Origin of the sequence: Pseudomonas sp. B707 (genome assembly GCF_022496685.1) — a bacterium.
Taxonomy (GTDB): Bacteria; Pseudomonadota; Gammaproteobacteria; order Pseudomonadales; family Pseudomonadaceae; genus Aquipseudomonas; species Aquipseudomonas paraglycinae.
In genome coordinates this window covers 281796-298104 of record NZ_WTVE01000033.1, presented here as the reverse complement: position 1 = coordinate 298104, position 16309 = coordinate 281796, and the positions used below count along the sequence as shown (strand labels likewise).

14 protein-coding genes and 1 pseudogene are annotated in these 16309 nt (G+C 56.8%); 9 read left to right on the top strand and 6 right to left on the bottom strand.

Annotation, left to right across the window (positions count from 1 at the left end):
* Positions 1 to 94: 94 nt before the first annotated feature.
* A complete protein-coding gene (locus tag GQX66_RS23585) occupies positions 95 to 415 on the bottom strand; it encodes a hypothetical protein (RefSeq protein WP_129974205.1) in 321 nt (106 codons plus the stop codon).
* Between the two features lie 274 nt (positions 416 to 689).
* A pseudogene (locus tag GQX66_RS23580) lies at positions 690 to 965 on the bottom strand (short chain dehydrogenase); the annotation flags it as partial.
* A 150-nt stretch (positions 966 to 1115) separates the two neighbouring features.
* Between GQX66_RS23580 and GQX66_RS23575 the strand changes: the two are divergent.
* The 3 genes from GQX66_RS23575 (at position 1116) to GQX66_RS23565 (ending at position 2858) form a co-directional block, all read left to right on the top strand.
* Complete coding sequence (locus tag GQX66_RS23575) at positions 1116 to 1364, top strand: hypothetical protein (protein ID WP_240871798.1); 249 nt, start codon at positions 1116 to 1118, stop codon at positions 1362 to 1364.
* Between the two features lie 176 nt (positions 1365 to 1540).
* Complete coding sequence (locus tag GQX66_RS23570; protein ID WP_127798171.1) at positions 1541 to 2470, top strand: ZIP family metal transporter; 930 nt, start codon at positions 1541 to 1543, stop codon at positions 2468 to 2470.
* 73 nt (positions 2471 to 2543) lie between these two features.
* Entirely contained in the window at positions 2544 to 2858 is a 315-nt protein-coding gene (locus tag GQX66_RS23565; protein WP_240871797.1) for an alpha/beta hydrolase, read from the top strand.
* 121 nt (positions 2859 to 2979) lie between these two features.
* Here the strand turns inward: GQX66_RS23565 and GQX66_RS23560 are convergent, their stop codons facing one another.
* The gene (locus GQX66_RS23560) at positions 2980 to 3882 is read right to left on the bottom strand and encodes a bestrophin family ion channel (RefSeq protein ID WP_039768508.1); all 903 of its coding nucleotides are present in this window, start codon (positions 3880 to 3882) and stop codon (positions 2980 to 2982) included.
* Between the two features lie 525 nt (positions 3883 to 4407).
* On the opposite strand from GQX66_RS23560, the gene GQX66_RS23555 reads away from it, so the two are divergent.
* From GQX66_RS23555 to GQX66_RS23540, 4 genes are all read left to right on the top strand, one after another.
* On the top strand, positions 4408 to 6462 hold the full coding sequence (locus GQX66_RS23555) for an ATP-binding cassette domain-containing protein (RefSeq protein WP_240871910.1): 2055 nt from the start codon (positions 4408 to 4410) through the stop codon (positions 6460 to 6462).
* 87 nt (positions 6463 to 6549) lie between these two features.
* A complete protein-coding gene (locus GQX66_RS23550) occupies positions 6550 to 7527 on the top strand; it encodes a glycine betaine ABC transporter substrate-binding protein (protein WP_240871909.1) in 978 nt (325 codons plus the stop codon).
* The gene (locus GQX66_RS23545; RefSeq protein ID WP_240871795.1) at positions 7524 to 8450 is read left to right on the top strand and encodes a homocysteine S-methyltransferase family protein; all 927 of its coding nucleotides are present in this window, start codon (positions 7524 to 7526) and stop codon (positions 8448 to 8450) included. Before GQX66_RS23550 ends, GQX66_RS23545 begins: the two co-directional genes overlap by 4 nt.
* On the top strand, positions 8447 to 8761 hold the full coding sequence (locus GQX66_RS23540; RefSeq protein ID WP_240871794.1) for a peptide-methionine (S)-S-oxide reductase: 315 nt from the start codon (positions 8447 to 8449) through the stop codon (positions 8759 to 8761). The genes GQX66_RS23545 and GQX66_RS23540 overlap by 4 nt, the downstream gene beginning before the upstream one ends.
* A gap of 358 nt (positions 8762 to 9119) precedes the next feature.
* On the opposite strand, the gene GQX66_RS23535 is transcribed toward GQX66_RS23540, so the two are convergent.
* From GQX66_RS23535 to GQX66_RS23525, 3 genes are all read right to left on the bottom strand, one after another.
* The gene (locus GQX66_RS23535) at positions 9120 to 10022 is read right to left on the bottom strand and encodes a transporter (RefSeq protein ID WP_240871908.1); all 903 of its coding nucleotides are present in this window, start codon (positions 10020 to 10022) and stop codon (positions 9120 to 9122) included.
* 147 nt (positions 10023 to 10169) lie between these two features.
* Positions 10170 to 11744, bottom strand: coding sequence for an arylsulfatase (locus tag GQX66_RS23530; RefSeq protein WP_085745665.1), 1575 nt, complete (start codon positions 11742 to 11744; stop codon positions 10170 to 10172).
* A 204-nt stretch (positions 11745 to 11948) separates the two neighbouring features.
* Positions 11949 to 12740, bottom strand: coding sequence for a transporter (locus tag GQX66_RS23525; RefSeq protein ID WP_240871793.1), 792 nt, complete (start codon positions 12738 to 12740; stop codon positions 11949 to 11951).
* A gap of 240 nt (positions 12741 to 12980) precedes the next feature.
* Between GQX66_RS23525 and GQX66_RS23520 the strand changes: the two genes are divergently transcribed.
* The gene (locus tag GQX66_RS23520; RefSeq protein ID WP_085745667.1) at positions 12981 to 14591 is read left to right on the top strand and encodes a mechanosensitive ion channel domain-containing protein; all 1611 of its coding nucleotides are present in this window, start codon (positions 12981 to 12983) and stop codon (positions 14589 to 14591) included.
* Positions 14592 to 14612: 21 nt separating this feature from the next.
* Positions 14613 to 16304 (top strand): aspartate-alanine antiporter, encoded by a 1692-nt coding sequence (aspT, locus tag GQX66_RS23515; RefSeq protein WP_085745668.1) that lies wholly within the window; start codon positions 14613 to 14615, stop codon positions 16302 to 16304.
* The last annotated feature ends 5 nt before the right edge of the window (positions 16305 to 16309 follow it).

Here is a 16309-nt window from a genome sequence, read left to right as displayed (position 1 = left end):
AGGGCCAGCGGTTGTATTGGGTGCATCCAATGCCTCGGTTCGTCGATTATGAGCAACACTGGAACATCATCCGAATCGCACCTTACGCCGAGAGTTAATCAGGCTCTTGGAGCGAGCTGAACCATTCGGCATAAGGGGAGTTGACGACCAGCCGCCGGTTGAAGTCAGGGCTTCCATCAGCCCACCAGACAGGCCCCCGTTCCCCGAGGGCCACTTTGGCCATTTGTACCTTTTCCCGAGCGCGCTTGAGTTGCGACCCGTCTTGCGCACTCTTAGCGTTCTTGACCTCTCGTCGAGCGGCCATAAGCGCATCGACAAGACGCTGGCGCACATCTTCATCCAAAGACGGGTTGGAACATCGCCATAGCTGGCCTTTGACAACAAAGTAGCGACCGTCTGGTGTCACTGGATGCATTCCTGTCTCCGACCGTTCAAAGAGCACTTCTCCAAAAATTCAGCAAGGACGGCTATCTAGGTTTTCGGGCAGGAAGGCGATTGGCTTGTTTGACTCCAAGCAGTATTCCCAGCATTAACGCAGCGCCTGCCGCCAGGAGGATTGGATACGGATGTTTACCTGACATCCGGACGCCCTCGACTCCGAGTTGATCGCTTGCCGGAGCAGGTCGATTCCGTGATGGCGATGGATTAAGACTGCTTGGACTGGCAGGGGAGTCGACATCTGCCCTGTACGGCATTTCGTTCAAGGGCAAACGCGCACCGTCCGCGAGAGTCAGGGTGAGGTCCTCGACAGTCCCGGCGAGTCGATCGGGAAACACCGGCTCACCCGTGGGATCAAGTTCATCGTAATAAAACTGCTTTCCTTCCAGCCAACCTATGGCCGTCATCAATTCCGGGCCAAGATAATATTTTCCGTCGAGGAAGAAACCCGGGAAATGTCGCGTGCGTTCGAGACTGTCTATGGTGTAGCGCTCGCCTGCCTTCATACCGGTTGCTGGGTCGATCATGATGAAATCCTCAGATTCGCTGGTGTTGCGATAGAGGACGGGGCCTGGCGCAACGTTCCATCGAGATTACCGAAAGGCTGTGCTTCGTCAGACCTTTTGAACCTAATTCGAAAACTGTTGCTCAACCGGGAAATGTACGGGGTGGGTGAAATGAATGCTTTCAAGAATCAACTGACGCTTGAGCAGGAATCCAGATTGAAAGCCCTGGATGCCTGGCATCGTGCATTGGAGAACCGAGCGTTACGCATGGAGTGTCCCGATGCCTATCACGAGGAACTATTGCGCCAGTCTGATGAGATGCATCGGTTGGGTATGTTGACCGATTCCGAATGGCGTGACCTGAGAAGGGAGGCAGATGCGGCCTATCTGCGTGCGGTCGTCGGTAAGGATTATCACTGAGGTCATTCAGCTCATGTCTATTGCCGACGAAGCCAGGGCGATGTCCGACCCAGACAGCAATCCGATCACGGGTGCGGACCTGGGGGCGGGTGTGAAAGGCGAACCACAACCTTAACGACGTGACCGCACGCCAAAGGGCGTGCGGTTTTTTCATCTCAAGACAACAGGAGGGTGCGATGTCCGAGCCGTTGACCTCATATGGCGCAACACTTCGCTCACGGTTTGTTCGGTTCTCAAAATCCGGATGGGGCGGGCTAGCCTTCTGGTCAATTCTGATTGGCGTGACGCTTTACTTGCTGATCAGCGGGTATGGTGCCTTCGTCGGCGCCAACAAACAAAATCTGCACTTTGCATTTCTCGGCGGCATGTCAGGCTTCGCTGCGACGGCCATAGGTGCGGTGGCAGCGATCGCGTTACGTGATATCGCCGCCAGAACGCAGGACATCATGCTGGGCTTCGCTGCCGGGATGATGCTGGCCGCCAGTTCGTTTTCGCTCATTCTTCCGGGTATCGAAGCCGCCCAGGAGCTCTGCGGTAACCAGCTGCTCGCAGCCTGTGTCGTCGTTGCAGGATTGGGATTGGGGGTAGCGCTGATGATCGGTCTGGATCGCTTCGTGCCTCACGAACATGAGAAAAGCGGTCGCCGTGGGCCCGAGGTGCAGCGCATCAATCGCGTATGGCTGTTTGTTCTGGCAATCACGCTGCATAACCTGCCGGAGGGGATGGCCATTGGAGTGAGCTTTGCCAATGGCGACATGAAGGTGGGATTGCCGCTAACCACTGCCATCGCCATTCAAGACATTCCCGAAGGCCTGGCTGTGGCCCTTGCGTTACGCGTGACCGGGATTTCAGCGCTTCGCGCTGCGCTTATTGCGGTGGGCTCAGGGTTGATGGAGCCCATAGGCGCCATCGTCGGCTTGGGGATTTCGAGCAGCTTCGCATTGGGATATCCCATAGCGCTCGGTCTGGCGGCGGGCGCGATGATTTTTGTGGTGTCCCATGAGGTCATTCCCGAGACCCATCGCAACGGTCATGAGACACCTGCAACCTTGGGGTTGATGCTCGGTTTCGGGGTCATGATGTTTCTCGACACGGCTTTGGGTTGACCCCTTACCTCCCATCCCGCACAAGCAAGAAAGATCCGGCCATTCAGTTCAGACGCTGCTGCGGTTCGGTGTGATGAAAGGCATGCTCTCTGTTAATCCGCAAACCTACTATTTCCAGCTCGCAGCCTTGATCGGATGGACAAGCCTGCTTCGCTTGTCCCGGATGCTTCAACGCACGCTGATTCTTGCCGGCGACCGCGATCCGTTAATACAGGCGTACAACGGCCATATCCTGCGCCGCACAATCCGACATTCAGAACTTCGCCTTCTGGAGGGCGAGGGACATTTCTTTGTGGTGACCAGCGCTGGACGAACTGCCGCCCTGGTCCGCGAATTTCTTCGCCGCCCTTACGACGATGAAGAGAAGTCGCCGAGGATCGCGAACTGAAACACCAAGGCTGGCCTGGAGCGCACACTGGTCAGTTAATCCGCTCGTCTCATCAATAGTCGCTCTGCACCTGATAAAGAAAAGGGGAGACCCGCTATCGCGCTACTGCTAAAGCAGCGCCTCACGCGTGCTCTTCAAGCCTGCGCACATCACCCAACGAATCACGTTGCATCGACTGCAAGTTCTTTTCAATGGTTTCGCACAGTGCTTCCATTTGAATCTGGTGTTCGCTGTGGCGAAACGGGCTTTGCAGATCGGTGCCGATGCGTTCGATGGCCAGCAGCATGAATCCCACCACGGTCGACGCCAGCGGCGTGAACCAGCCCAGGGATTCGACCAGTCCCACCGGCACGATCAGGCAGAAGAGCGAAATAAACAGCCGCGGAAAATAGACGTAAGGGTAGGGCAGCGGGGTATTGGCGATCCGCTCCATGCCGCCCTGACTGTTGGACAGGTCGACCAGCGTCGACTCAAGCCGCGCCAGGCGAATACTGTCCAGATGCCCGGCCTTGTATTCCTTGGCGAGCAAAGTCGCGGAGCCGGTGAGAATATCGTTGGCAAAGTTATTGGTCGTGCCACTGCGGGCGAACTCTTCGGCGGGAATAAACGCCCGCACCTCGTCAGGACAAGGCTGGCCTTGCAGATGCGCGGCGAGGCAGTTCACATACGCGACGTGGCGGCGCAGCAGAGTGGATTTGACCGGATTCACCTCGCCGCCGGCGTCGTCCAGCAGCGTCAGCACCTGCCGGGCGAAGCTGCGGGAGTTGTTGATCATCGCCCCCCACAACGTCCGCGCTTCCCACCAGCGGTTGTAGGCGCTGCTGTTGCGAAAACTGATCAATACGATCAACGCCGAACCCAGCAAGGTCAGCGGCATCAGCGGCAGGTTCAGCTTGGCGTTGAGGAACAGCATGAAGTCGACGGTGACGGCGATGTCCCACAGCAGCAACCAGAACAGAGACCAGCCCACGTAGCCCAGGGTCTTGATGATCAGGCGGTATTTTTTGACGATGGCAGCTTTCAAACGGAAACCTCGTGGCGAGCAGTTTGCTTAAACGCTTAAGCTCGGACGATGCCTGGCACCGGCAGTTCCCTGAAGCAGCCAACCGTCAGTCAATCTGCGAAGCCCGGCCATCCGAATGGCCAATGCTTGCGAGAAAAATCCTCGTATCCCGATTGGACCGCAGATGAACCACGCGGGACCTGCGATACAGGATCGTTGTCGCTGTGCAGCACGTCCGGCGGTCGGCACGCAACAAACCACATCGCTTTGAAAAGCACCTCCGGGAACCGGGCGGGAAGGCCTAAGCTCATTCCAAAAAGATATTTATTTAATCTTTTTAAGATCGTTTAGCTTTTAACAAAAGAAACGTGCAGCGCCTCGCTTGCGGCGTTTTTTTGCCTCAGGCCAACCCTGTCCGCGGTCATTGCCTGAGGCTCCTGTCCATTTTTTCTACCCTGAACGGCCACATATCTGGCCGTCAGCGGTTTGTTGCCCGGAGCCCTCGTGACACTTATTCAAACCTCTTTGGCAACGGTACAGGTCGACTTGCCTGAACGATTGGCCCCACCCATCGACGATAGCGCCGAGGAGGGCGATGTTGTCCTCGAACTGCGAGGCGTCACTAAAGCTTATCTGCGCAAGGGCGGATCGCCGTTGCCGGCTGTCAACCACGTCAGCTTGAAGGTCCGGCGCGGCGAAGTGCTGTGCCTGATGGGCACCTCCGGCAGCGGCAAATCGACCTTGCTTCGCCATATCAATCGTTTGATCGAACCCACCAGCGGTGAGGTCTTGATTGAAGGTCAGGCTATCAGCGGCCTGAGCCACAAAGCGTTGCGGGATTTGCGCTCGCGGCGAATCGGCATGGTGTTCCAGCATTTTGGTCTTTTGCCCCATCGCACGGTGCTGGACAACGTTGCGCTGCCTCTGGAGTTGCGCGGCGAATCCGAGGCCGTCCGGCACGCAGCGGCCACCCGACAGTTACAGGCGATGGGCCTTGAGGGATGGGGCGAGCATTATCCCCACGAGTTGTCCGGCGGTATGCAGCAAAGGGTCGGTCTTGCGCGGGCATTGGTGACTGATCCGGATATTCTCCTGATGGACGAGCCTTTCAGCGCACTGGATCCGACCATCCGGCGAGACCTGCAAAGGCATTTTCTGTCCTTGGTACGCGAGCGCGGGATCACCACGTTGCTGGTCACCCACGATCCTGCCGAAGCGGTCCGTCTCGCTGATCGGATAGCGGTATTGCGCCAGGGACGTCTGGTGCAGTCGGGCACCCCGAAACAGCTGCTCGAGACGCCGGCCGATGCTGAGGTCGCGGATTTTTTCCGCGATTGCCTTCCAGCCGCACCGGTATTGCACGATGCCGGTGGCGCGGTACGTCAGGTTCCCGAAACGGCACCGAAGGAGCAACCGGTTCAGCCGGGCTTGCGCGGCTGGCAAGCCCTGTTGCTCGGGCCGGCAGCGCTGGCGGCGCGGGGCCGAGGCGGGTTGTTCTGGCTCGGGTTCGCCGCAGAACTCGCGGCCCTGGCCACTGCGGTGCAAGGCATTGCGAGCGCATCCTGGATATCGGTCGTGGTGGGATTGGCCGTGCTGGCGGCCAGTCGTTTCACCGCGTATTCGCTGAGCCGTCAACCGGTGCGGCGCGCCGTTTCGAGTTGGGCGTTGCCGCTGGCGGTGCTGCTGGTCAGTCAGGCATTGGTGATCTGGCGCGTGTTGACGCCCGATACCACCCAGGCGTTCTTGCAGTTCCCGGCCAGCCGCCAGGCGCTGTTACTGACTGCACAGAGCGTGGATGACTTTATCGGTTGGTCACAGGTGACGTTCGAGAGCGCTTTTGTCGGCGTGATCGTTGCGGTTCGCACGGTCATTGAAGGAATCGAATCCCTGCTCGGTTGGCTGCCCTGGCCGGTTTGCGCGCTGGCGCTGGTATTGCTGGCCTGGCGCTCGGCGGGCCTGGCCCTGGCGCTCACCAGCAGCGCAGCGTTGTTGTATATCGGCCTGTTCGGGTTTTGGGAGCGGACAATTGCCACCCTGGCGCTGGTTGGTTCGTCGGTGCTGATCGCACTGGTGATCGGCGTACCCACCGGCATTTTGCTGGCGAAGCGGCCGTTTGCCCGCAGGCTGCTCACGCCCTTGCTGGATGTCATGCAGACCCTGCCGACCTTTGTCTACCTGATTCCCGCTGTGGCGTTCTTCTCGGTGGGCAAGACTCCGGCAGTCATTGCGACGGTGATTTTTGCCCTGGCACCGATGATTCGTCTGACGTCCCTGGGCATTCAGGAAGTCCCGAAGGATGCCGTGGAAGCGGCAATCGCCCATGGTGCGAACCCTTGGCAAACCCTGGTGAAGGTGCAACTGCCGCTGGCGCGAAGATCACTGTTGCTGGGGATCAATCAGACCATTGTCATGAGCTTGTCGATGGTGGTGGTTGCTGCCCTGATCGGCGCTGGAGGGTTGGGTTACGACGTCATGACGGCGTTGCGCAATATCAAGGGCGGCGAGGGCGTGCTGGCCGGCGTGGCGATCGTGCTGTGTGCATTGATCCCCGATCGAATCATTCAATCGAGCTTGCGCAAGCAAGACCATCTGCATAACTGAACAGTGAGACTTATCGTGGCAAAACATCTATTGCGTAACTTGAGTGCGGCAGCAGTGCTGGCCTCCCTGATCGTGCCGGCCAGCGTGATGGCCAAGGACAAAATTGTCATTGGCGAGCAGAACTGGACGGGGGCCGTCGCCATTCAACACATTTTGGGTGAGGTGATCAAAACCCGTCTGGACGGTGATGTGTCGTATCTGGCCGGGGACGTGCCGGTGCTTTTCAGTGCGGCGGCCAAGGGCGACGGTTCTGTGGATGTGCTGACGGACATCTGGCTGCCCAATCAGTCGGCGGCGTGGGCCAAGTACGTCACCGGCGGCACCCGCTCACTGGTGCCCAATGCTCACCCTTATGCCGGCGAACAAGGCTTCTACATTCCCGGTTATCTGCAAGACAAGTACGGCGTCAAATCGGTCTACGACCTGAAAAAACCGGAAGTGGCCAAACTCTTCGAACCAGTGGGCGGCGGCAAGGCCGAACTGCTGGTGGGGCCGGCGGGCTGGGAGTCGACCTATATCGGCCAGATCAAGGCCAAGGATTACGGCTTCGCCGATAAATTCGAGTCCGTGTCGACGGAAGCCTCGGTGACCTACGCCAAACTGGCCTCGGCTTACAAGGCGCAACGCGGCGTGGTGTTCTACGCCTACACCCCTGACTGGATTTTCTCGGCCTATGATCTGCGTCGCCTGGAAGAACCCGCGTTCGATGGCTACGCCCAGGACAACAAAAAAGAAGATCCTCTCTACAAGGCGGATGGCTGCTGGAAATTTGTCAGCCCGACCGTCGATCCTGACTGGCTGAACAAGAGCCACATCACCTGCGCCTTCCCGGATGCCAAGGTGTACGTCCTGGCTTCCACCGCACTGCAAAAGCGCGCACCGAAAATTGCCGAGTTTCTGCACAATTTCGCCATCGACCCGGCACAGTTGAACGGACTGATCCAGAAGATCGAAAAGGAAAAACAGCCAGCAGACGTCGCCGCCAAGGCCTGGGTTCAAGCCAACCCTTCTACTGTTGACCAGTGGTTTGCAGGGCAGGCGCAGCAAGTGAGTTCAGCCCAATGACCAGAGCGAACGTACGTGTACTCGATGGTGGCATGGGGCGCGAGTTGAAGCGAATCGGCGCGCCGTTCCGTCAACCGGAATGGTCGGCCCTCGCACTGATCGAAGCGCCCGAGTATGTGCTGCAGGCGCATCAGGCGTTCGTGACAGCGGGCGCCCGGATCATCACCACCAACAGCTATGCGGTGGTGCCTTTTCATATTGGCGACGAGCGATTTGCCGAGCAGGGAAGAGCGCTGGCTGAGCGCGCCGGACGGCTGGCGCGGCAGGCCGCCGGCGAAAGTACCGATGCGGTCACCGTGGCCGGTTCGTTGCCGCCGGCGTTGGGGTCCTACCGGCCGGATCTGTTCGATCATCAGCGTTCAGTAGCGATCCACCGCGAACTGATTGCCGGATTGCAGGCGCACGTCGATGTGTGGCTGGCCGAAACGCAAAGCTCCATTGCTGAAGTACGGGCGGTGGTCGAAGCCCTCGGAACGGATCCCGCGCCACTCTGGGTGTCATTCACGCTGTTGGACGAAGAGGGGCGGGAGCCGCGATTACGCTCAAACGAGGCCGTTGCCGATGCGGTTCGCGTGGCGGCTGGGCTGGGGGCCAAGGCGGTGCTCTTCAATTGCAGCCAGCCGGAAGTGATGGCCGCGGCTTTGATTGAGGCACGCGCTGTGATTGAAAACCTGGATCATCCTGTCGAACTGGGGGTTTATGCCAATGCTTTCCCCCCTGTCAGTGCCAAAGCCGAGGCCAATAGCGATTTGTTGGACATTCGTCGTGACCTGGGCCCCGAGTCCTACCTGGACTGGTCGAAGTCATGGGTTGCCGCAGGGGCCAGCATTGTCGGCGGATGCTGTGGAATCGGTCCGGAGCATATCGCCCAGTTGCATTTGCACCTGCAGTATCTAAAGGGTGAGGAGGCCGCGCATGAGTGATTTTTCAGGCGACGTTCTGTCAGAGCAGGCGACATTGGTTGCCGGCTGTTTCTGGGGAGCGGAAGCTTCATTATCCCACGTCAATCGACCGGCAGGGTGCGTACGTCGGGGCGAAATACCGTTCCGCGCTGTTTTTCAACAGTGCCGAACAGGCCCGACTGGCGCTTGTCGCCAGGCAGCAACTGGACTCCAGTGGCCAGTTGGACAAGCCAGTGGCTACGGTGATCCTGCCACTGGGTGAGTTTCAAAAGGCAGATGAAGAACATCAGCGCCACCTTGAAAAGCACGGTGGCAGTGCCTGTTCCATTTGATGCATATGCAACGCTTTTGCCGTCAAAGAGGAGCAGGGTGAAGCTGTTCTTGATCGGCTGATTTCGTCACGGCGATCCCCTTTAACTGTCAAGTCGGCTCCAGGCAGCCGACGCGCGCTAGATTTTACAACGTGTGAAGTAGTAGAGAAGCTATAATTTGCTAGCCGTCCCATGGTGACTTATAAAATACCGCCCCAGTTCGGCCGATGAGGACGTAGTAATAGACTTTAATTACAGGATTGACGGGTTCTTACTTGGAATGGCATTGACATCCAGACCGTCGATACACATAAATGTTACTGAGTCATTTTCAATCTGACTCGTTCTTCACGTAATCGGTTGCCGAGAATAACTTTGCTTAAAAGAAGGCCAGCGTCAAATTGACCGCGAAACCGTTGCCCTCCGGCCTATTTTTGGTATCGAACTCCGGTACCCAGCGTGCACTGACATTCACTCTGGCATCATTGAATTTACCGGCCCAACCGATCACCGGGCCGGCTCCCACGGCGCGACCGCGATAGCCTCCGAATAACTCAGCAGTCTGGCCTTTGTCGTCGGTAACTTGCTGCACATACCCCCCGACGATGCCTGCGCTCCAGCCTTTGCCAAACCCCTGCGTCCAGAGTGCATCTAAGGTGAAAATGTTGCCATTGCGATAGTCGGTCGCATCGTTTTCGGTGTAAAACTCCAATCCGGAGGACAGCGTAATTTCGCCGCCCGAGCCGTCGAGGTGGGTGAAGGCTAAGGTGGGCATAAACGTGTAATTATTCTGGCCAGGATTGGCCAAGCGATTATCGTTATAGGCACCCGTCGGGAGATAAACAGGAAGGGAAAAGGAGATGTGGTTTTGCGCGTCGAAGTGATAGCCGGCAGCGATGGGTGTCACGAGAATATCGGCAAACTGTGTTCCCGTGTCTTCTGCCCCCAGCACGCGACCCCGAGGCTGGGTAATGTCCACGGTTACATCGGTATATTGCACCGGCACGCCAATAGCCGATGCATAGTTCCATCGACCTTTGCCGGTATCCCATACATGGGTGAAATTGGCGATGGTATAGGACACTTTCATATCCAGATCCCCACCAATTCTGCCGACTATTGGCACGCCCTTATTGCCCTTGAGATCACCGTCGTACCAGATGCTGGTCAATGACATGATCCAGCCAGGTTCCGGTGGCACTACCCCCGCGTTGGAAAATACCTGTTGGCCCGTAATCGGACGCCCGACGCCACCCTCGGCCGCAAGTAGTACGGAACTCATTCCAAACGCAGGCGTGAATAACAAAAAGCTGGCAACTAAAGTCTTTCTTTCCACTGCTTTTCTTCCTTCAATCCATGATCAGTTGAGCTACTCGGTCCAGAAACCAAAACGTCCGCCATCAGGCGGACGCTTGGAAGGCAGCTTTTATTATTTTTGCTGTTTCATTTTCTCCTCGATTTTCTTGTCTACGTCAGCCCTGACCTGATCGATACTGAAACTGGCAGGGCGTTGGCTTGGCGGATAATCTACGAAGGTCTGCAGGAAAGCTGCGGCTTTACTGATGCCCTGAAAGATCAGGAAATCGTTCTTCGCTACCCAGTCGTAGTACTGATCGGAGACAACATCGGCGCGCTCGTAAGGGTCCATGCGCAGATTGAAAATTTTAGGTACGCGCAGGCAGGTGAAAGGTTCGCTCCATACTTTGAATCCACCCGGTGCACGTTGTTCACAGAAGACGAACTTCCAGTTGTCGTAACGCATGGCTACCAAATCACCATCATCACTGAAGTAGTAGAAGTCGTTCCGCGCGCTCTTGTCAGTTTTACCGGTCAGAAAATCAAGCTGGTTGTAGCCGTCCAGATGAACCTTGAAGTTCTTTCCACCGACGTCGGCCCCCTTCAGCAGGCGTTCCTTGATATCGGTATCGCCCGTTGCGGCAAGCAATGTCGGAAACCAGTCCAAGCCGGACATCATCTGAGTAGAAACCGTGTCGGCCTTGATTTTTCCAGGCCAGCGCACAATCGCCGGCACGCGGTATGCACCCTCCCAGTTAGAGTTTTTCTCGTTACGGAACGGAGTCGTTGCAGCGTCCGGCCAAGACCATTGGTTCGGGCCGTTGTCAGTGGTGTAGACCACGATCGTGTTGTCGGCAATTTTCAGATCATCAACTGCTTTAAGCAGCTTGCCTACATCACCATCGTGTTCCAGCATGCCGTCAGCGTACTCATTGCCCGGCATGCCACTTTGGCCCCTCATCGACTCACGCACATGGGTGAATGCGTGCATACGCGTGGTGTTCATCCAGACGAAAAACGGTTTATCGGCCTTCGCTTGTTTGTCCATGAAGTTGATGGCGGCCTGAGTGGTCTCGTCATCGATGGTTTCCATACGCTTTTTGTTCAACGGCCCGGTATCTTCGATCTTGCCGTCGGCAAAGCTGTGGATTACGCCACGAGGAGAGGCAGCCTTGACGAAGGCCGCATCGTCTTTTGGCCACAGTTCGCGCTCGGGCTCTTCTTCGGCATTGAGGTGGTAGAGGTTGCCGAAGAACTCATCGAAGCCATGGTTGGTGGGAAGGTATTCGTCCTTGTCGCCCAAATGGTTCTTGCCAAATTGTCCAGTCGCATAACCCTTTGCTTTCAGCGCTTGAGCGATCGTGACGTCCCTTGCTTGCAGCCCGACTGGAACACCCGGCATACCAACTTTGGAAAGTCCGGTACGCAGTGGTGATTGACCGGTGATGAATGTCGAACGCCCGGCGGTGCAACTGTTCTCCGCATAGTAGTCAGTGAACATCATGCCTTCTTTGGCAATCCGGTCGATGTTTGGCGTCTTATAGCCCACGACTCCATGGGAATAAGCACTGATGTTGGTCTGCCCAACGTCATCGCCAAAAATTACGAGGATGTTAGGTTTATCGGCGGCTGAAACGGCTGTAGACAACGTAATGAGCGAGGTCGCCACGATGGCGAATTTGGGTAACCACTTGCGTACGCTAGTCATAAGACTGGCTCCTTGGCCGGTGGGTCGCACAAATGCGACTTTTATGTCAGATGCGGTCCTGTTTATGCTGCGAATGCGGTGCGTAAGTTCAGCTGGGTCCAGAAATGAACAGCACAATTCGACAACCATAAGGACGATAGTCCAGCACTGGATATTTGCCCGATCTTGAGCCTCGCTTTTGGGATAAGCGGCACAAAACAATAGTCAACGCGGAAATAAAAAGGTGATTGCCGCGCGAAATCCCCACCCCTCAGGACCGTCTTCGGAACTATCGACCCAGTAACGTGGCCCGGCCTGGACTGTCAGCGGGTGGCCACCGATTTTCAACAATTGAGTAACCGTAAGATTGATCGGAACCGACCATTCTTTTTGCCGCCAGTTATAGGTGGACTCGCCATTAATGCCATACGTCGTGAATTGGCTCGTGGTGTAGGAAAGGAACGGTTGCAGGAAAGTTTGATTGACCTTGTCCTTGTCATCTGGCGGGCTACCTTCTAGCCCCCATAGGTGGTTGGCGAGGACTCCATGCGTCCAGCCATTGGCTTGCTTGAGCGCTACGATCGTAGGCCCGGCCGCCCATTGCTTGCTGCTCAGCAGTTCATCACTACCGGTTGGAATCAGCAGAGCAGGGCCCGCGCCGAGTATCCAGCCGCTGTCGGTGGATTTTTTTGGGGAAAAGAAAAAGCTCTGGGTAATGTCACCCACGCCGGACTTGTCGGCTGCGCCACCTGCAGCAAGACCATGTTGGTCGATCACTGGCAGGATGGTTCGGGAAATCAGGTTCCAGTTTTCGTTCAGGGTAAACGGTAGCACCGGTTGAATGTTGGTGACGCTTTGCATTCCTTTGCCGGTGGGACCTATCTTTTGATCCCAGTTGTATTGCACGGGCAGGCTGTACATTGCGGCGATGGGGTTGAGTGCTTGTTTGGCAAGTTCGGCGGAATCTTCTGCAAAGATCAAACCGCTGTGCAGTAACGCCAAGGTCAGCGGCAACATCAGTAGACTCGGCCTGGACATGATGATCTTCCTTGTATGTAACCAACCGGCAAATTTGCATCAACGCGTTTACCCCAGCCAGCGTAGTGGGCGAATTCCGATTCGTCGTCATGACCGCATATTTGTGGGCACCAAATGTGCGAAAAAAGCTGGGTGTTCATATCTGACAACCGTTCATCGCTGAACTACGCTGCGTTTTGTAGTTCACGAACTCATGCCTGATGCCTAAGGAACAGACGCATGCAGAACCGGTTTTCTGTGCTGATGATGATCGTTTTCAGCGTCGTCTGGTCTGCGCTCGTTTGGGCTGATGAGAATGGCGCGTCGGCTGAGCAGGCTGTTGAACTCAAGGTTGCGAACCGCAGTATCATGGTCTTTCGCGCTACATTGCTTGGGGAGGCACCAACGTCTCGAGTCAAGCGCGCAAAAGCAGTGATCAGCGAAGCATTGGAAGAAGCCGACGATCTTGCAGTCAGCATTGACTCTATTCAGGACAGTTACCTGATATTGCTGGGGACCAAGCGCGCGTTCATCGTTTCACCCAAAGACGTCGACAATCTCCAGTACCCCTCGGTGCAATTGGCAGCAGAGGCCGCTGCCGAGAAATTGCGTCAGGTTGTCGCGGAAACTGGCGAAGCCCGTAGTCTGAAACTTATGGTGCGGTCGCTTGGCGCAGTAGCGATTGCTACAGGCATTTACTTCGTGTTGCTCTGGGGAATTGCCTGGCTGCGCAAGAAATTGCTGCGCAAATTACCCGAGTTGATGCATCGCCATACACAAGCGCTGCGGGTAGGTCGCATTCAGTTAGTTGATGCCAATTACCTGTATTCGCTGGTCAATCGACTGTTTTGGCTCGTGCGCTGGCTGGTGATCCTGCTGCTGACTTACGAGTGGCTGGGTTTTGTCCTGTCACGCTTTCCCTACACCCGCCCTTGGGGCGAAAGCCTCAACAGTTACCTGGTTGAGGTCGCGAGCTATTTGCTTCAGGCCATCATCGACGCGGTTCCTGGACTTGTGATTGCCTTGGCAATCTTTTTCATGGCTCGAGGAGCAACTGTTTTCAGTCGGCGTGTGCTCAGACGCATGGCGACACCAGGAACATTCAGCTGGCTGAACCACGAGACCCTGCACCCGACCCAGCGACTCACCTCACTGGCGATTTGGCTATTCGCATTGGCAATGGCCTATCCGTATTTACCCGGGGCCGGTACCGACGCGTTTAAAGGACTGTCCGTGCTGATCGGTCTGATGATTTCTTTGGGCGCGACTAGCGTAGTCGGTCAGGCGGCAGCTGGACTGATCCTGACCTATACGCGCACCCTGCGACCCGGCGAGTTCGTGAGGATTGGCGAATATGAAGGTACGGTGACCGAGCTTGGCATGTTTACTACCAGTATTCGCACTGGTCTTGGAGAAGTACTCACCTTACCGAATTCGATGATCACCGGTGCTGTAACAAAAAACTACTCACGTACCGTCCAGGGTCCAGGGTATGTGGTAGATACCGTGGTAACCATCGGGTACGACACACCTTGGCGCCAGGTGGAAGGCATGTTGCTGGAGGCTGCGAGACGCACGCCCGGTGTAGTTGAAAATCCCCCCCCACAAGTTTTCCAGACGGCCTTGTCCGATTTTTATCCAGAGTACCGGCTCGTCGCTCAGGCGATTCCCAGCCAGCCGCGTCCGCGTGCCGAGCTGCTCAGTATGCTGCACGCAAATATTCAGGATGTGTTCAACGAGTACAGCGTGCAGATCATGTCGCCGCACTATCTGGGCGATCCGCAACAAGAGAAGTGGGTGCCGAAGGACCAGTGGTACACCGCACCGGCGCAACCACCGAAGAATCAGTGACCGTTGCAAGGAGTCCGCGACATGCTCGATTTCATTCTGCACGCGCTACGCACTGATCCGGAGATCGCCGTGTTCCTCGCGATTGCCCTGGGCGTGTTTGTCGGCCGGATTCACATCGGCAGTTTTCACCTCGGTTCCGTGGCTGGTGCGTTGCTGATGGGTCTGTTGATTGGGCAAATTGGTCTGGAAGTGCCGGCGGGGCTGAAATCGGTGTTTTTCGTGATGTTCATCTACGCCGTCGGCTTCAAGAGTGGTCCGGAGTTTTTCGGCAGCCTTAATCGCGGCACGATGAAACTGGTACTGCTATCGGTGGTGCTGTGTGCCACCGCCCTGGGTGCAATTCTGCTGATGTATGCGGTGTTCGATTTCGACGCCGGGTTTACTGCAGGACTTGGTGCTGGCGCGCTGACCGACACGGCGATCATGGGCACAGCGACTAGCGCAATCAACCAATTGACGATTGATGCCGCTGCCAAGGCGCAACTCAACAGTCACATGGCCATTGCCTACGCCATTACTTACCTGTTCGGCACTATTGGTTTGATCGTGTTTGTCGGCAGCATTGCGCCCAAGCTACTCGGGGTGAACCTGCGCGAATCGGCGCGCGAACTGGAGCTGGAACTGGGCATCGCCAAGGAAGAGGAGGCGATCACCGTGCCCTACACCCGCATCGTCGTTCGGGCTCACCAGGTGGCGAGCAATGGCCAAGCGGATGGCCAGCGCATCGTTGATTTTGAGAAGTTGCATGACTCATTGACCGTCGAGCGCGTGGTGCGGGCAGGACAGATCATCGAGCGTGATGAAAATTTCGTCCTCATGGCCGGCGATGTCCTTGGCGTGTATGCCTTGCGCGACGCGGTCGGCACGCTCAGCCATTGGGTTGGTCCGGAGATCGATCACCCTGAATCCTTGTCTTTTCCGACCCGCGAAGTGGACATCGTACTGACCTCGGCCGAGTTCGCCGACACAACCATTCATCAAGCCAGAGCCCGGTTGGGCATTGATGGGCGACTAGGGTGTTTCCTCAATACCATCACGCGACAGGGGTACGAACTGCCGTTGCTGCCCAACACGGTACTACGCCGGGGTGACGTGCTTACGTTGACCGGTCGCACCTCGAGTGTCGAAGCGTTGGCCAAACGTCTCGGGCGCATCCGAAAGAACAATTACAAAAGCGACATCGCTATGCACACTCTGGGAATGGTACTCGGCTCGCTGTTGGGATTGTTGTCGACCCACATCGGCATGATCCCGGTGGAGCTGGGCATTGGTGGCGGTGTGCTGGTCGCTGCTCTGGTGATTGGCTGGTATAACTCGCGCCACCCGGAAATCGGTGCACTGCCGCCAGCGGCGCAATGGGCTTTTTCCGAGTTCGGTCTGACTGCGTTCGGCGCAGTGGTGGGTTTGCTCGCCGGGCCGGCGGCGTTTGCTGCGATGAAAGAGCAAGGCTTGGCGTTATTGTTGTCCGGCGCGGTGGTGACGATTTTACCGCCGCTGGTGGCGCTGTATTTCGGCCGTTACGTGCTGCGCCTGCACCCAATGATTCTGTTTGGCGCGCTGGCCGGGGCACAGACCGAAGCGGCGTCGATGAACAAGATCATCGAGCAGTCCGGCAGCAACACGCCGGTGATTGGCTTCACGGTGTGCTACGCGATTTCCAATGTGCTATTGGCGGTGTGCGGGCCGATTATCGTGTTTGTCGCCGTCGGCTAACAGAA